Origin of the sequence: Flavobacterium rakeshii, assembly GCF_009741375.1 — a bacterium.
GTDB lineage: Bacteria > Bacteroidota > Bacteroidia > Flavobacteriales > Flavobacteriaceae > Flavobacterium > Flavobacterium rakeshii.
Genome location: NZ_WOWP01000062.1, coordinates 103,478 through 118,103 on the forward strand (window position 1 = coordinate 103,478; position 14,626 = coordinate 118,103).

Below are 14,626 nucleotides of genomic sequence, written 5' to 3' on the forward strand. Positions count from 1 at the left end.
CAAATCCCCCGAAGCTTCGGGGGATTTTTTTTGCATAAAATAAAAAAAGAAACGTATTTTTACGACTCCTTAATACTAAAACATCAATTTAAAAGTTAAGGATAAAAACATGTTTTGCCTTGAAAACCAGTACTTATAAATATATACTCCTAACAGGAACCTTTGCTTTTTTGATAGCCTGCTCTACCAAAAAAGACAGCTTTGTTAACCGTAATTATCATGCTGTAACTACAGAATATAATGTGCTGTATAACGGTAACATTGCTCTTGTTAATGGAGTGGAGGAATTAAAAACCACCTATAGCGATAATTTTTGGGAGCTTTTACCTGTAGAAAGAATGCAGCCTGTTGCACAGCAGGAGGAGGAACAAAAACCAGCGGCGGGTAGAGGTAAAGCTGCCGATAAAGAAGAAAAACAAAAGAACCCAAACTTTGACAGGGCTGAAGAAAAAGCTACAAAAGCTATCCAAAAACACTCTATGTATATAGGCGGTACCGAAAGGAATCCGCAAATGGACGAAGCTCACCTTTTATTAGGGAAGGCAAGGTATTATGAAAACAGATTTATACCGGCACTTGAGGCTTTTAACTATATACTGTATAAGTATCCGTCAAGCGATAAAATATTTGAAGCCAAGGTGTGGAGAGAAAAAACCAACCTTAGGTTAGAGAATGAAGCCATTGCTATAAAAAACCTTAAAAAGCTTTTAGAGGAAAAAGAAAAGATAGAACCGCAAATTTTTGCTGATGCAAATGCTATGCTAGCTCAGGCATATATAGCAATAGGGTCTAAAGACAGTGCTGTTGTTGTACTTAAAAATGCAGCCGAATTTACAAAGCAAAGAGAAGAAGAAGCCCGATACCATTTTATATTAGGTCAGTTATACGAAAGTCTGGAATATCCTGACAGTGCTTATGCAGAATTCCAAACGGTGATAGATATGAAAAGAAAATCACCAAGAATGTATACCATACAGGCACATGCAAGGCAGGCGGCTCAGTTTGATTATAAAAACGGAGACACACTTGTTTTTATGGAAAAGTACAGGAAGCTTTTAAAAGACAGGGAAAACAGGCCCTATCTGGATGTAATTAATCATCAGGTAGGATTATTTTATGATAAACAGGATCTTGATGATAAAGCGGTTGAATATTACAATAAATCATTACGACAAAATCCAAAGGATAAATATTTAGCAGCATCTAACCACAGGAATATAGCCGAGATTAATTTTGAGAATGCAAAATATCCTACAGCAGGTAAATATTATGATAGTACTTTAGTTTTCCTTAATCAGAGAACACGAGAGTACAGGGCTATAAAAAAGAAACGAGATAACCTGGACGATGTTATTAAGTATGAGGGTATAGCACAAACAAATGACAGTATTCTTAGTCTGGCAGCTATGACAAACGATCAAAGAGTAGCTTATTTTGAAGAATATATTGTAAAGCTTAAGGATGCCGACGAAAAAGAAAAAGAAAGACTTGAAAGAGAAGCACAGATAGCCGAGAATATGAACCGAGGCCAAAATCCTCAGTCGATGTTAACTAATAGTGGAAACCTAAAAGGCGGCACTGTTAATAATATGGGAACTAACACTAATAAACTTGCAGGACAACAGGATTATAGTATGGTTCAAAGAGTATCTGGAAAATCAACAGGTAACAATACTACTTCCGGCAATACACAACAGCAGTATGGAGGAGGAACATTTTATTTCTATAACAATTCAATCGTTTCTTATGGAAAACTTGAATTTCAGAGAAAATGGGGAGGCAGAAAACTTGCTGATAACTGGAGATGGTCTTCTGAGCAGCGTAGCTCACGAAATGATGAAGGGGAAACCATTAATGACAGTACCGCTGTAGCTTCAAATGAAGATGAATTTAATCCAAGATACAGTCCTGAGTTTTATATAGGGCAGTTACCAACCTCACAGGTTGTACTGGATAGCCTGGCGAAAGAAAGAAATTTTGCATACTACCAGTTAGGTACTATATATAAGGAGAAGTTTAAGGAATACCAAAGAGCTGCCGATAAGCTGGAGAAACTGTTAACCAACAGTCCGGAAGAGAGGCTGATATTGCCGTCTAAATATAACCTGTATAAAATATACCAGATTATTAACCCAGAGAGGGCAGAGCTATACAAAAACCAAATACTTAATGAGTATCCTGACAGTCGTTATGCTGAGATTATCAGGAACCCCGGTGCAGAACAAAATAACAATCAGAGTCCGGAAGCGGTTTATGCAAATCTGTTCAAACAATATGAAGACGGTAAACTGCGTGAAGTATATCCGTTAGTTGAAGAAGCTATAGATACTTATACCGGGGAAGAGATTGCTTCAAAATTTGAGCTTCTTAAGGCAAATATAGTTGCCAGGCTTAAAGGTCTTGAAGAATACAAAAATGCATTAAACTACGTGGCATTAAACTACCCTAACAGTGAAGAGGGTAAATCGGCAGAGGCAATGCTTAAAACAAACGTTCCTACATTGGAGAAAATCGATTTTGGACGCCCTGCGGTAAGCTGGAAAATAATATTCAAATTTGATAGTAATCCAGATGATGCTAAAGCAAAAGAATTAAACGATAAACTGAAAAAGTTTATAGAGGAAAGCTACAACAGGAGCTTAACCCTTTCAAGAGATGTATATACCATGAACGAAGATTTTATTGTTATGCACGGGCTTAACAGTAAAGAGGCTGCAGTAGATGCCGTGAGTATACTAAAAGATTACAAAGAATATAAAATTACCCAAACACCATACATAATATCGAGCGAAGATTATAAGGTAATACAAATCAAAAAGAATTTCACACAATTTTTAGCAATTGAATAAGCATGTTTGACAAATCTCAAAAACCAACCACAGATTTAGGTAAAACGAATAGGATTGTAGAGGGCACAATAATTAAGGGGGATATCATTTCGAAAACCGACTTTCGCTTGGACGGCGAATTAATAGGAAACTTTACAAGCCAGGGCAAAATTGTAATTGGCCCATCCGGAAGTGTAACAGGAGACATTAAATGTACTAATGCCGACATTGAAGGTCGTTTTGAAGGTAAAATTGAAGTTGCCGAACTACTTAACGTAAAATCAAAGGCACAAATTACCGGAGAGGTAAATGTAAATAAACTTTCGGTAGAACCGGGAGCAGAGTTTACTGCAACCTGTACCATGAAAAATTCGGTAAAGCCATTGTCTAAAAAAAATGAGCAGCAACAGGCCGGATAGAAATAACCGAACCAAATGGATCGCACTTATTAATATCCCCATACAAATGGGGATAATTATTTTTTTGTTTGGCTGGTTTGGTAACTGGCTGGACGAAAAATATGGCAATACCTCAAACCCAAACACTATGCTGTTTACACTAATAGGTGTTGCAATTGCCTTATATAATGTTATAAGGCAGGTTAACCAGTTAAATAAATAATGAAAAAAGACTACATTTCAGCCTTTCTTTTATTAACGGTGTTTGCCGTTATACTACTTGTTTTAAACTCACTATTCTACTTAATTCCGGGTGTAGGGGTATCTGTTTCAAATTATGTATACCCAATGCCGGTAACCTACCTGTTTTTTTATGGCTGCTCTATAGCTATACTTGCCGTGCTGGTATTTGTTTCCCATAAAAGTAAAGAACAGTTAGGGTACGTGTTCCTTTTTTTAACCGCAGCAAAGGCCGCCATAGCTTATGCCTTTGGTTCACCGGTCATTAATGGGGTAGAAGGAAATAGTCCTGAAAAAATCAATTTTTTTGTGATTTTCATTTTGTTTTTGTCAATAGAGGCCTATTATACAGCACGTTTATTAAACAAAAAATAATAATAAACCCTATAATCTGAAATTACGGTAAATTTTTTTGCCCAATAACATTGGAATATTAATTAAAAATGTACCTTTGCACAAAATTTAAGGACCGTAAAATTAAGATTTTTAATAAGATGGTGTTTTCCGTAAAATCACTTAAAATCGCGTTAGCGACCCTATTTGCTGTAGTTCCGTTCATGGCCATGGCTAATTCTGTACAGGATTCCTTACAGGCTCATAATCAGGAGGCTGCTCATGCAGTTGAACATCATGCGACAGAATCGCATGAGCCAGCATCAAAAAAAGACGAAGTAGCTGCATTTATTGATCATCACTTACAGGATGCTCATGATTTTGTTTTCTTCTCTGACAAAGCAGAAGGTAAACACTATGGTTTTCCGCTTCCTGTTATCCTTTTCGATAACGGACTGAAAATTTTCTCATCTTCAAAATTCCACCACGGTGAAGAGATTGCAGAGGTAGATGGTAACTACTATGCATTACACCACGGTAAAATATACAAAACAGATGCTCAGGGTACTTTAAATTTTGATGAGCATCATCACCCAACAAATGTAAAGCCTCTTGATTTTTCAATCACTAAGAATGTTTTATCAATGCTGGTTGTAGCCGGATTAATGTTCTTCATGTTTGTTAGTATGGCTAAGTCTTACAAAAAAGGACCTATACCAACAGGATTCGGAAGAATACTTGAGCCGCTTATCATTTTCGTAAGAGAAGAAATTGCTATCCCTAATATCGGAGAAAAGAAATACAGAAAATATATGGGCTTCTTGCTTACTGTATTTTTCTTTATCTGGATTCTTAACCTTTTAGGTATGACTCCTATAGGTATTAACGTAACGGGTAACATCTCTGTAACGGTATGTTTAGCATTGTTCACTTATTTCATTACTCAGTTTAGTGCAAACAAAGATTACTGGAAACACATTTTCTGGATGCCGGACGTTCCTGTAGCTATGAAAATTATATTAATGCCAATTGAGATATTAGGTACACTTACAAAGCCATTTGCGTTATTAATTCGTTTATTTGCAAACATTACAGCAGGTCACGTTGTAATTATGAGTCTTATAGCGATGATGTTTGTGGGTCAAAACCTTGCGGCAGATATGCCAATCTCTATAGGTCTTACATTATTTATCTCTGTAATTGAGATACTGGTAGCGTTCTTACAGGCGTTTATCTTTACAATGCTTTCGTCATTATTTATTGGTATGGCGGTACAGGAGCATCATCATGCTGAGGATCATGATCCTCATACAGAAGAAGAGCCGATTATCATTTAATTATTTAGAAGTTTAATTTTTATATTATATAGTCATGGGTACAATACCAACTTTAGTAGGAGCAGGTTTAGTAGTAATAGGTGCAGGCCTTGGTTTAGGTAAAATCGGTGGATCTGCAATGGACGCTATCGCTCGTCAGCCTGAGGCTGCTGGAAAAATCCAAACTGCGATGATTATTATCGCAGCTTTATTAGAAGGTTTAGCATTCGCTGCTTTAATCCTTGGAAAATAATAAAGATAAGCTTAACAATACCTGTAGCGGTTGGCTACAGGTGTTGTTTTAAATTAAAATTTGACTTTAAGTAATTTATATATAACATATAAAGATGGATAAATTAGTAAACGATTTTTCATTTGGTTTGTTCTTTTGGCAGGCAATCATTTTATTAGTATTAATTGTACTACTTGTTAAATTTGCCTGGAAACCTATTATGGATTCTATCACTGCAAGAGAAGAAGGTATTTCTAACGCTTTAGCTGCTGCTGAAGCTGCACGTAAAGAAATGCAAAACTTACAGGCAGATAACGAAAGAATTCTTCAGGAAGCAAGAGCTGAAAGAGATGCTATGATGAAAGAGGCAAGAGAGATCAAAGAAAAAATGATCGCTGATGCTAAAACTGAAGCTCAGGTTCAGGGTGAGAAAATGATTGAGCAGGCTAAGGCTACTATTAACAGCGAGAAAAACGCTGCTATGGCAGAACTTAAAGCTCAGGTTTCTGGCCTATCGCTTGAAATTGCAGAGAAGATACTTAAACAAGAATTATCTAACGACGCTGCTCAGACTACTTTAGTTGAGAAAATGTTAGATGACGTAAAATTAAACTAATCTTATGACAGGTTCAAGAGCTGCAGTAAGATATGCAAAGGCAATCCTTGAAATGGCTCAGGCTTCTAACGTAGCCGAGCAGGTAAACGGGGATATGGCTCTTATAGCATCTACAATTAAAGAAAATAGCGAGCTTAACAGCTTTATTGATAGCCCTACCATTAAGGCAGAGGTTAAGGAGAGTGCTTTAAACGAAGTGTTTGCTTCTGCACAAAACATCACTAAAGGTTTATTCCGTCTTTTATTAGAAAATAAAAGATTTGAAATTCTTGGTAGTGTTGCTGTACAGTATGCAAAACAGTATGACGAAGCAATTGGTGTAGAGCAGGCAACTGTAACTACAGCTTTCCCTATAACTGCCGAGCTTGAAGCTAAGGTACTGGCGAAAATAAAAGAGTTTTCAGATAAAAAAATCACCATTAAAAATGTGGTTGACCCATCTATAATAGGAGGGTTTATCCTAAGGGTAGGTGATAAGCAGTTCAATGCATCTGTAGCAAACAGGCTGCTAACCCTAAAAAGAGAATTAAGTAATTAAGTATTTATCACACAAAAGTGTCTAAATTATAAAGTAAGATGGCAGAAATTAAACCTGCTGAAATTTCAGCAATATTAAAGAAACAATTGTCCGGTTTTGAATCGGGTGCTACATTAGAAGAAGTAGGAACTGTTCTTCAGGTAGGTGATGGTATTGCCCGTGTATACGGATTGTCTAACGCTCAATATGGTGAGTTAGTACAGTTTGATAACGGGTTAGAGGGTATTGTATTAAACCTTGAAGAAGACAATGTGGGCGTAGTATTGCTTGGCCCTTCTACCGGAATTAAAGAGGGATCAACTGTAAAAAGACTACAGCGTATCGCTTCACTTAAAGTAGGTGAGCAAATGGTAGGTCGTGTAGTTGATACACTAGGTAACCCAATTGATGGTAAAGGTCCTATTGGTGGTGATCTTTATGAGATGCCTCTTGAGCGTAAAGCTCCCGGAGTTATCTTCCGTCAGCCGGTAACAGAGCCGCTACAAACAGGTATTAAAGCTGTTGATGCCATGATCCCTGTAGGTCGTGGACAGCGTGAGCTTGTAATTGGTGACCGTCAAACTGGTAAAACTACAGTTTGTATTGACACCATTCTTAACCAAAAAGAATTTTATGATGCAGGTAAGCCTGTATTCTGTATATATGTTGCTGTAGGACAAAAAGCTTCTACTGTAGCAGGTATTGCAAAAACATTAGAAGAAAAAGGCGCAATGGCTTATACAGTTATCGTTGCTGCTAATGCTTCTGACCCTGCTCCGATGCAGGTATATGCACCATTTGCAGGTGCTGCGATAGGTGAGTACTTCCGTGATACAGGTCGTCCTGCACTTATCATCTATGATGATTTATCTAAACAAGCGGTAGCTTACCGTGAGGTGTCTCTTCTACTTAGAAGACCACCGGGACGTGAGGCTTACCCTGGTGACGTTTTCTACCTTCACTCAAGACTACTTGAGCGTGCTGCAAAAGTAATTGCAGATGATGATATCGCTAAAAATATGAATGACTTACCTGAGTCATTAAAACCAATCGTTAAAGGTGGTGGTTCGTTAACGGCTCTTCCTATTATCGAAACTCAGGCAGGTGACGTTTCTGCTTATATCCCAACAAACGTAATTTCGATTACAGACGGTCAGATATTCCTTGAGTCAGATTTATTCAACTCGGGTGTACGTCCTGCAATTAACGTAGGTATCTCTGTATCACGTGTTGGTGGTAACGCTCAGATCAAATCAATGAAAAAAGTATCGGGTACTCTTAAGTTAGACCAGGCACAGTTCCGTGAGCTTGAGGCTTTCGCTAAGTTTGGTTCTGACCTTGATGCTGCTACTTTAAATGTAATTGAAAAAGGTAGAAGAAACGTTGAAATCCTTAAGCAGGCAGTAAACGATCCTTTCACTGTAGAGAATCAGGTTGCGATTATTTATGCAGGTACTAAAAACCTACTTAAAAACGTACCGGTATCTAAAGTTAAAGAATTCGAGAAAGATTATATCGAGTACTTAAACGCTAAGCACAGAGATACTCTTGACGCTCTTAAAGCCGGTAAATTTACCGATGAGCTTACAGACGTTTTAGAGAAAGCTGCTGCTGAAATTGCTGCAAAATACTAATTAGATTTTAGACTTAAGTATTGAGAGCTGAGCTGGTAAAGCCTCAACTCTCAATACTCAAACTATATAAATAACAATGGCTAACTTAAAGGAAATACGTAACAGGATTGCTTCGGTTTCATCCACTATGCAAATTACTAGTGCGATGAAAATGGTTTCTGCTGCTAAGCTTAAAAAAGCTCAGGATGCTATTACGGCTATGAGACCTTATTCTGAGAAGCTTACAGAGCTATTACAAAACCTTAGCGCTACTCTGGAAGGAGATACAGGAGGTGCGTTTGCAGAACAGCGTGAAGTAAACAAAGTACTTCTTGTTGTAGTTACTTCTAACAGAGGTTTGTGTGGTGCCTTTAATGCTAATGTGCTTAAACAAACAAAAAACCTACTTACCCAGTATGCCGGTAAAACGGTTGATGTTTTAACCATTGGTAAAAAAGGTAATGATGCCTTACAAAAAAGCTGTAACATTATAGCAAACCAAAGTTCGTTGTTTGACGACCTTACGTTTGAAAACGTAGCAGAGGTTGCACAAACACTTATGGATAAGTTTGCAGCTGGTGAATATGACAAAATCGAGTTAGTTTACAACCACTTTAAAAATGCAGCTACTCAGATTGTAATGGCAGAACAGTTTTTGCCTTTAGTTCCTGCTCAGGCTACAGAGGAAGTAAACAGCAACAGTACTGATTATATTTTTGAACCTTCTAAAGAAGAAATCGTATTAAGCCTTATACCGCTTTCGTTAAAAACTCAGCTTTATAAAGCAGTTCGCGATTCTTTTGCTTCAGAGCACGGTGCACGTATGACAGCAATGCATAAAGCAACCGATAATGCTACTGAACTTAGAAACCAGTTAAAATTAACTTACAACAAAGCACGTCAGGCTGCAATTACAGGAGAGATCTTAGAGATTGTAGGTGGTGCAGAAGCTTTGAACAATTAATAATACTGAACACAGCACACAACTATATAAAGAGCCACGCATTGCGTGGCTCTTTTTTATTACCTTAGTAAAAAAATAGATATAAAATTGTGAAAACCGATTATTGGAACGTTAGTGATGAACAGGTTATTGAAAAAACCGGAAAGAAGATTGATGACTGGATGCAGCTTCTTGAAACGTTTAATGCAGGAGAGAAAAAGTCTAATGAGGTGGTAGCTTATTTACAACAGGAACATAATGTGCCCCGTTATTAGGCAAGGACATTAACCACACGTTATTTAAAGAAAGACGAGCTATAGTACTTTCATAACTTCATTATATAGCTATTTTTGTATTACTAAACCAATAAGCTTTTGAGCCTTTTTAAAAATCTTTTCAAGCAAACTGCTATTTACGGACTGGCAACGGTAGTGCCAAGGATGCTTAGTTTCCTTTTGGTAGGATTGTATACCAAGTACCTTCCGGATGATGAGTATGGTGATGTAAACGTAATTTTTTCGTGGATTGTACTGTTCAATGTGATACTTGCATATGGTATGGAAACCTCTTTTTTCAGGTTTTACAGTACAGATAATTCACGGGAGGTAGAGAGTACTTCAACCATATCACTTTTCTGGTCATCTATTGGTTTTTTGTTTCTGGCTCTTTTAGGCAGAACTTACCTTGCCAACTGGTCGGGTATTGAAGAGCAGTATATTACTTATACCATATGGATACTGGTGCTGGATGCCTTGGTAATTATTCCTTTTTCTAAATTACGGGCACAGGGCAGGCCTTTGTATTATACCGCCATTAAGGTAGGTAATGTAGTTGTAAATCTTGGACTTAATGTGGTGTTTATATCTTTACTACCGGCATGGGCTGCGGCAAAGCCAAGTAGTTTTTGGGGAATGATATATATAGATAATTTCCAGATAGGCTATATTTTCGTCTCTAATCTTATAGCAAGCTTCCTTACGCTTTTAGTATTGGCTCCGCATTATTTTAAAATAAACTGGAGTTTTGATAAGGTACTCTGGAAAAAAATGATGCGTTACAGCCTTCCGGTTTTAGTCGCCGGTATTGCATTTGCCATTAACGAATCGTTTGACAGGATATTATTGGAAAACCTATTACCCGAAGATATTGCGAAGGCCAAAGTAGGGCAATACTCTGCCTGCTATAAAATAGCGCTTTTCATGACGCTATATGCCACAGCTTTCAGACTGGGAATTGAACCTTTCTTTTTCAGTTATGCTAAAAACGAATCGGCACCAAAAACATATGCCATGATAACCAAATACTTTATAATTTTTGGTAGCCTTATATTGGTTGGTGTAGTTGTTTTTGCCGATGTTATAAAGGTGCTTCTAATAAAAAGTCCGGAGTACTGGGAAGCGATGAAAGTAGTTCCGCTTATTATCCTGGCTAATTTCTTTTTGGGTATTTACCACAATCTTTCGGTATGGTACAAACTTACCGATAAAACCAAAATGGGCGCTTACATATCTATCGTAGGTGCATTGGTTACTTTAGGGCTAAACTTCCTGTTAATTGAAAAATACGATTATATGGGATCGGCTATAGCAACCATTTCGGCCTATGGTACCATGATGATTATTTCATACTTTTTGGGAAACAAGTACTACCCTATTCCTTACGACCTTAAAAAAATAGGAGGTTACCTGGGGTTATCCATATCCATGTCCCTGGTTTACTTTTATTATTTTAGGGAAAATTACTACGTTGGTGCAGCTGTTATAATTGTTTACAGCCTGTTTATTTACCAAAACGAAAAAGAAACCCTTAACAGAGTGCTAAAACGGAAATAATACACCATAAAAACAGCACTTTTACCCGCTATTTTTGATATATTTGAAATATAAATATTTACCGTAATGACAATAAAAATTATCAATAAATCCAATCACGCTTTACCTAATTATGAAACAGAAGCCTCTGCAGGTATGGACCTTAGGGCTAATATAGATGAACCTGTAGTGTTGAGCCCACTGGGAAGGGCTATAATAAAAACAGGATTGTTTATGGAATTGCCTATAGGTTATGAGGCACAGGTAAGGCCACGAAGCGGACTGGCAGCTAAAAAAGGGATTACCGTGCTTAATAGCCCGGGTACTATTGATGCTGACTATCGCGGAGAAATTGGGGTTATATTGGTAAACCTGTCTAACGAACCGGTAACTATAGAAAACGGAGAAAGGGTGGCTCAGTTGGTTATAGCTAAGCATGAGCGTGCCGAATGGCTGGAGGCAGAAGTACTAACCGAAACGAGCCGTGGAGCCGGAGGTTTTGGTAGTACAGGTGTAAAATAATAAGTAAAAATCAAATCATAAAACCAACTTTGTCCGGAAGTTTTGAGGATACCACTAAGTATACTACACTCATAAACCAGACAATACAGAAATAACAGAATAAGAATGAAAATAATTGTTCCTATGGCGGGAAGAGGTTCACGCCTACGCCCACACACACTTACTGTACCAAAACCATTAATACCTATTGCAGGAAAACCTATTGTACACAGGCTGGTTGAAGATATTGCAGGAGTGATAAATCAGGAAATAGAAGAGATTGCTTTTATAATACATAAGGATTTTGGCATTCAGGTAGAGAAAGACCTTGTTGCCATTGCCGAAAAACTGGGTGCTAAAGGTACTATTTACTATCAGGAACAACCACTTGGTACTGCTCATGCTATTATGAGTGCTAAGGAATCTATGAGCGGACCTATAGTTGTGGCTTATGCCGATACACTTTTTAGGGCCGATTTTACGTTAGATACTACAGCAGACAGCGTTATTTGGGTAAAACAGGTTGATGATCCCAGTGCTTTTGGTGTTGTTCAGTTAAATGATAAAAAAGAGATTGTAGATTTTGTAGAGAAACCAAAAGAGTTTGTTTCAGATCTTGCAATTATAGGTATCTATTACTTTAAAAGCGGAGAAACCCTTCGTGAAGAATTACAGTACCTACTGGATAATAACATTGTAAAAGGCGGTGAATATCAGCTTACTGACGGACTTGAAAACATGAAGCAAAAAGGGCTGAAGTTTGTGCCGGGTAAAGTAGATGAATGGATGGACTGCGGTAACAAAAATGTAACTGTAGAGACCAATTCAAGAATGCTTAACTTTTTACATAAAGACGGGGAACATATGGTATCATCATCGGTAGTGAATGAAAACAGTACTATTATCCCTCCGTGTTTTATAGGTGAAAATGTAGTACTTAAAAATGCTACTGTTGGGCCTAATGTATCGTTAGGTAATAATACAAGAGTAGAGAACAGTGAGATTAAAAACAGTTTGGTACAAACCAATGCAGTAATAACAAACGCTCATTTGGATAATGCCATGATAGGCAACCACGCTACATTTAACGGTAAGTTTACCAGTATAAGTATTGGAGACTATTCGGTTATAGAATAAAATATGAACAGAAAAATTCTTTTTTGCGGATTATTGCTTTCAGGGATGTTATTAGCCCCTGCAGTTTCCCGTGCCCAAGAGGAGCCCGATAAAATTGCATTGGCCAGTGATAAGTTTGAAAATAACTTTTATGAAGCACTAAAACAAAAAGGAATAGAAAATTATGATAAGGCGTTATTGGCCCTGGAAGTATGCAGGGCCGAAGAGCCAAACAATCCGGTGGTATACCATGAAATGGGCAAAAATTACCTTGCCCTTAAAAACTACCCAGAGGCCGAGAAAGCTTTTTTAAAAGCTACTCAGTTAGATGCAACAAATCGTTGGTACTGGGTGGGGCTTTATGATGTGTATTACCAAACCCAAAATTATAACAGTGCTATACCTATAGTGCTTAAGCTTACCGAATGGCGTAAGGAGTATTATCAGGAAGATTTGGTATCGTTATACATGTATACAGATCAGTATGATAAGGCGCTTGCGCTAATAAACGAACTGGAAGAAACGGTAGGGCATACTGAGCGCAGGGAAATGTATAAACTGCAAATCCTTAGTGATAACAGGTACAATAAACCTGAAAAGGAAGCTTTTGAGGAGGCCATAAAGAAAAATCCGAAAGAGGAATCCAATTATTTGGAACTGATTTATTTGTACTCTGAAAGTAACGAGGAGGAAAAAGCGGCAAAAGTAGCTGAAATGCTACAAAAGGAAATTCCGGAGTCAGACTGGGCTCAGGTAAGCCTCTTTAAGTTTAACCTAAACGATAATAAGGGAGATGAGGCAGCCAAGTCTATGTTCAGGGTATTAGGGAGTGATAAAATTGACCGTAAAATAAAACACAGGGTACTTAACGAATTTCTTATTTATACAAACAACAATCCAAAATATGAAGCCGACCTTGACAGGGCGGTAGGTTATTTTGAAGATGATAAAGAAATTAATGTACCTAAAGAGGTAGGGAAATTCTTTTTTACTAAAAGAAATTTTAATCAGGCTATTCATTACTTCCAAAAAAGTTTGGAAACCAATGCCGATGATATAGAAACCATTGAATTACTGCTATACAGCTATGTTGAAGATAATAATTTTGCCGAGCTGTATAATGTAGCTACACAGTATACTGAACTGTACCCTACCCATGCCAGGCTTTATTATTTTGCAGGATTAGCATCAAATAAACAGCAGCAGTTTAAAAAAGCAAAAGAATGGCTTGAAAACGGAATAGACTTTGTTGTAGAGGATACAGAGCTTGAGGCAGGTTTTAACAGGCAACTGGGAGAGGCTTATGCCGGGCTTGGAGATGAAAAGAAAAAAGAGGCTTATTTTTCTAAAGCCAATAAATTGCTAAAACCCGGAGAATAATCCATGAAAAAAATAACAGCAGCCTTACTGCTTATTACTGTGCTTGTTTCCTGTAAGTCAAAACAGGGACTGGTATCTGAAAAGAACGCTGAAAAGGAAAAATCGGTTAAAGAGATAGTAAAAGGGCATTATGAAAACCCTTTGGAGTTTGATAACCTGCAAATAAGAGCAGGTGCTCATTATGAAGGAGGAGGCGACTCGTATAACTTTACTCTTGATATAAGAGTTAAAAAAGATGAAATGATATGGGTTAACGCTACTGTAATGGGATTCCCGGTTGCTAAGGCATTAATCACTAAAGATAAGGTAAGCTATTATGTAAATACCCAAAAGGAATATTTTGAAGGCGATTTCCAAATATTGAGTGACTGGCTGGGCACTGATCTTGATTATGATAAGGTTCAAAATATAATAACGGGTCGAGCCATGGATAATCTTGCCGATGGTAAATATAAAGCTTCACTTGAGGAAGGATTGTATAAACTACAGGGTAAGGAAGACAATGGTGTTTTTAAAGAGTTTCTTTTTGAAGCGGCTAATCTGCTGTTAAAGAAACAGGTAATAGAATACAAAGGGTACGAGCCACAAAAGCTTACAGTAAATTACCCGGGATTCAGGAAACATGAAAAATCGGTTATACCTACAGGTGTAATGGTTGAGGCCGAAAAAGCCGATAAGGTATACATTGAGATTGAATACAAGAATGTTACCTTTGACAACGAAGACCTAAGGTTTACTTACAAGGTACCACAAGGCATGAATCGTATATTTATAGAATAGAG

The 14,626-nt window shown here is 37.5% G+C and carries 16 protein-coding genes; all 16 read left to right on the forward strand.

What is annotated here, in order from left to right:
- Positions 1 to 119 precede the first annotated feature (119 nt).
- On the forward strand, positions 120 to 2,849 hold the full coding sequence (porW, locus tag GN157_RS16265) for a type IX secretion system periplasmic lipoprotein PorW/SprE (RefSeq protein WP_157484544.1): 2,730 nt from the start codon (positions 120 to 122) through the stop codon (positions 2,847 to 2,849).
- Between the two features lie 2 nt (positions 2,850 to 2,851).
- The gene (locus GN157_RS16270) at positions 2,852 to 3,247 is read left to right on the forward strand and encodes a bactofilin family protein (RefSeq protein WP_035131642.1); all 396 of its coding nucleotides are present in this window, start codon (positions 2,852 to 2,854) and stop codon (positions 3,245 to 3,247) included.
- Positions 3,225 to 3,449 carry an AtpZ/AtpI family protein gene (locus GN157_RS16275; RefSeq protein ID WP_035131640.1) on the forward strand — a complete coding sequence of 75 codons (225 nt, stop codon included), beginning with the start codon at positions 3,225 to 3,227 and terminating at the stop codon, positions 3,447 to 3,449. The genes GN157_RS16270 and GN157_RS16275 overlap by 23 nt, the downstream gene beginning before the upstream one ends.
- Positions 3,449 to 3,841: a hypothetical protein gene (locus tag GN157_RS16280; RefSeq protein ID WP_157484545.1), complete on the forward strand. Its 393-nt coding sequence runs from the start codon at positions 3,449 to 3,451 to the stop codon at positions 3,839 to 3,841. The genes GN157_RS16275 and GN157_RS16280 overlap by 1 nt, the downstream gene beginning before the upstream one ends.
- A 119-nt stretch (positions 3,842 to 3,960) precedes the next feature.
- Positions 3,961 to 5,136, forward strand: coding sequence for a F0F1 ATP synthase subunit A (gene atpB, locus GN157_RS16285; RefSeq protein ID WP_157484546.1), 1,176 nt, complete (start codon positions 3,961 to 3,963; stop codon positions 5,134 to 5,136).
- Between the two features lie 34 nt (positions 5,137 to 5,170).
- Complete coding sequence (atpE, locus tag GN157_RS16290) at positions 5,171 to 5,368, forward strand: ATP synthase F0 subunit C (protein WP_008465835.1); 198 nt, start codon at positions 5,171 to 5,173, stop codon at positions 5,366 to 5,368.
- Positions 5,369 to 5,462: 94 nt separating this feature from the next.
- On the forward strand, positions 5,463 to 5,963 hold the full coding sequence (locus tag GN157_RS16295) for a F0F1 ATP synthase subunit B (protein WP_035131638.1): 501 nt from the start codon (positions 5,463 to 5,465) through the stop codon (positions 5,961 to 5,963).
- 4 nt (positions 5,964 to 5,967) lie between these two features.
- Positions 5,968 to 6,501: an ATP synthase F1 subunit delta gene (atpH, locus tag GN157_RS16300; protein ID WP_157484547.1), complete on the forward strand. Its 534-nt coding sequence runs from the start codon at positions 5,968 to 5,970 to the stop codon at positions 6,499 to 6,501.
- A gap of 38 nt (positions 6,502 to 6,539) precedes the next feature.
- Positions 6,540 to 8,114 carry a F0F1 ATP synthase subunit alpha gene (atpA, locus tag GN157_RS16305; protein ID WP_035131634.1) on the forward strand — a complete coding sequence of 525 codons (1,575 nt, stop codon included), beginning with the start codon at positions 6,540 to 6,542 and terminating at the stop codon, positions 8,112 to 8,114.
- Positions 8,115 to 8,190: 76 nt separating this feature from the next.
- Positions 8,191 to 9,057 (forward strand): ATP synthase F1 subunit gamma, encoded by an 867-nt coding sequence (gene atpG, locus GN157_RS16310; RefSeq protein WP_157484548.1) that lies wholly within the window; start codon positions 8,191 to 8,193, stop codon positions 9,055 to 9,057.
- A gap of 89 nt (positions 9,058 to 9,146) precedes the next feature.
- On the forward strand, positions 9,147 to 9,311 hold the full coding sequence (locus tag GN157_RS17975; protein WP_157484549.1) for a DUF4287 domain-containing protein: 165 nt from the start codon (positions 9,147 to 9,149) through the stop codon (positions 9,309 to 9,311).
- 99 nt (positions 9,312 to 9,410) lie between these two features.
- Positions 9,411 to 10,868 carry a lipopolysaccharide biosynthesis protein gene (locus GN157_RS16320; protein ID WP_157484550.1) on the forward strand — a complete coding sequence of 486 codons (1,458 nt, stop codon included), beginning with the start codon at positions 9,411 to 9,413 and terminating at the stop codon, positions 10,866 to 10,868.
- Between the two features lie 66 nt (positions 10,869 to 10,934).
- A complete protein-coding gene (gene dut / locus GN157_RS16325; RefSeq protein WP_035131628.1) occupies positions 10,935 to 11,369 on the forward strand; it encodes a dUTP diphosphatase in 435 nt (144 codons plus the stop codon).
- A 105-nt stretch (positions 11,370 to 11,474) separates the two neighbouring features.
- The gene (locus GN157_RS16330) at positions 11,475 to 12,485 is read left to right on the forward strand and encodes a sugar phosphate nucleotidyltransferase (RefSeq protein ID WP_157484551.1); all 1,011 of its coding nucleotides are present in this window, start codon (positions 11,475 to 11,477) and stop codon (positions 12,483 to 12,485) included.
- Positions 12,486 to 12,488: 3 nt separating this feature from the next.
- A complete protein-coding gene (locus GN157_RS16335) occupies positions 12,489 to 13,844 on the forward strand; it encodes a tetratricopeptide repeat protein (protein ID WP_157484552.1) in 1,356 nt (451 codons plus the stop codon).
- A gap of 3 nt (positions 13,845 to 13,847) precedes the next feature.
- Positions 13,848 to 14,624, forward strand: a complete 777-nt coding sequence (locus GN157_RS16340) for a DUF4292 domain-containing protein (RefSeq protein WP_157484553.1) — start codon at positions 13,848 to 13,850, stop codon at positions 14,622 to 14,624.
- The last annotated feature ends 2 nt before the right edge of the window (positions 14,625 to 14,626 follow it).

Bases quoted from the DNA above. Each gene is read 5' to 3' on its own strand.
- GN157_RS16295 (WP_035131638.1), top strand. From the start codon at position 5,463: ATGGATAAATTAGTAAACGATTTTTCATTTGGTTTGTTCTTTTGGCAG.
- atpG (WP_157484548.1), top strand. From the start codon at position 8,191: ATGGCTAACTTAAAGGAAATACGTAACAGGATTGCTTCGGTTTCATCC.
- GN157_RS16275 (WP_035131640.1), top strand. From the start codon at position 3,225: ATGAGCAGCAACAGGCCGGATAGAAATAACCGAACCAAATGGATCGCA.
- atpH (WP_157484547.1), top strand. From the start codon at position 5,968: ATGACAGGTTCAAGAGCTGCAGTAAGATATGCAAAGGCAATCCTTGAA.
- GN157_RS16340 (WP_157484553.1), top strand. From the start codon at position 13,848: ATGAAAAAAATAACAGCAGCCTTACTGCTTATTACTGTGCTTGTTTCC.
- GN157_RS16280 (WP_157484545.1), top strand. From the start codon at position 3,449: ATGAAAAAAGACTACATTTCAGCCTTTCTTTTATTAACGGTGTTTGCC.
- dut (WP_035131628.1), top strand. From the start codon at position 10,935: ATGACAATAAAAATTATCAATAAATCCAATCACGCTTTACCTAATTAT.
- GN157_RS16335 (WP_157484552.1), top strand. From the start codon at position 12,489: ATGAACAGAAAAATTCTTTTTTGCGGATTATTGCTTTCAGGGATGTTA.
- GN157_RS16330 (WP_157484551.1), top strand. From the start codon at position 11,475: ATGAAAATAATTGTTCCTATGGCGGGAAGAGGTTCACGCCTACGCCCA.
- atpE (WP_008465835.1), top strand. From the start codon at position 5,171: ATGGGTACAATACCAACTTTAGTAGGAGCAGGTTTAGTAGTAATAGGT.
- atpA (WP_035131634.1), top strand. From the start codon at position 6,540: ATGGCAGAAATTAAACCTGCTGAAATTTCAGCAATATTAAAGAAACAA.
- atpB (WP_157484546.1), top strand. From the start codon at position 3,961: ATGGTGTTTTCCGTAAAATCACTTAAAATCGCGTTAGCGACCCTATTT.
- GN157_RS16270 (WP_035131642.1), top strand. From the start codon at position 2,852: ATGTTTGACAAATCTCAAAAACCAACCACAGATTTAGGTAAAACGAAT.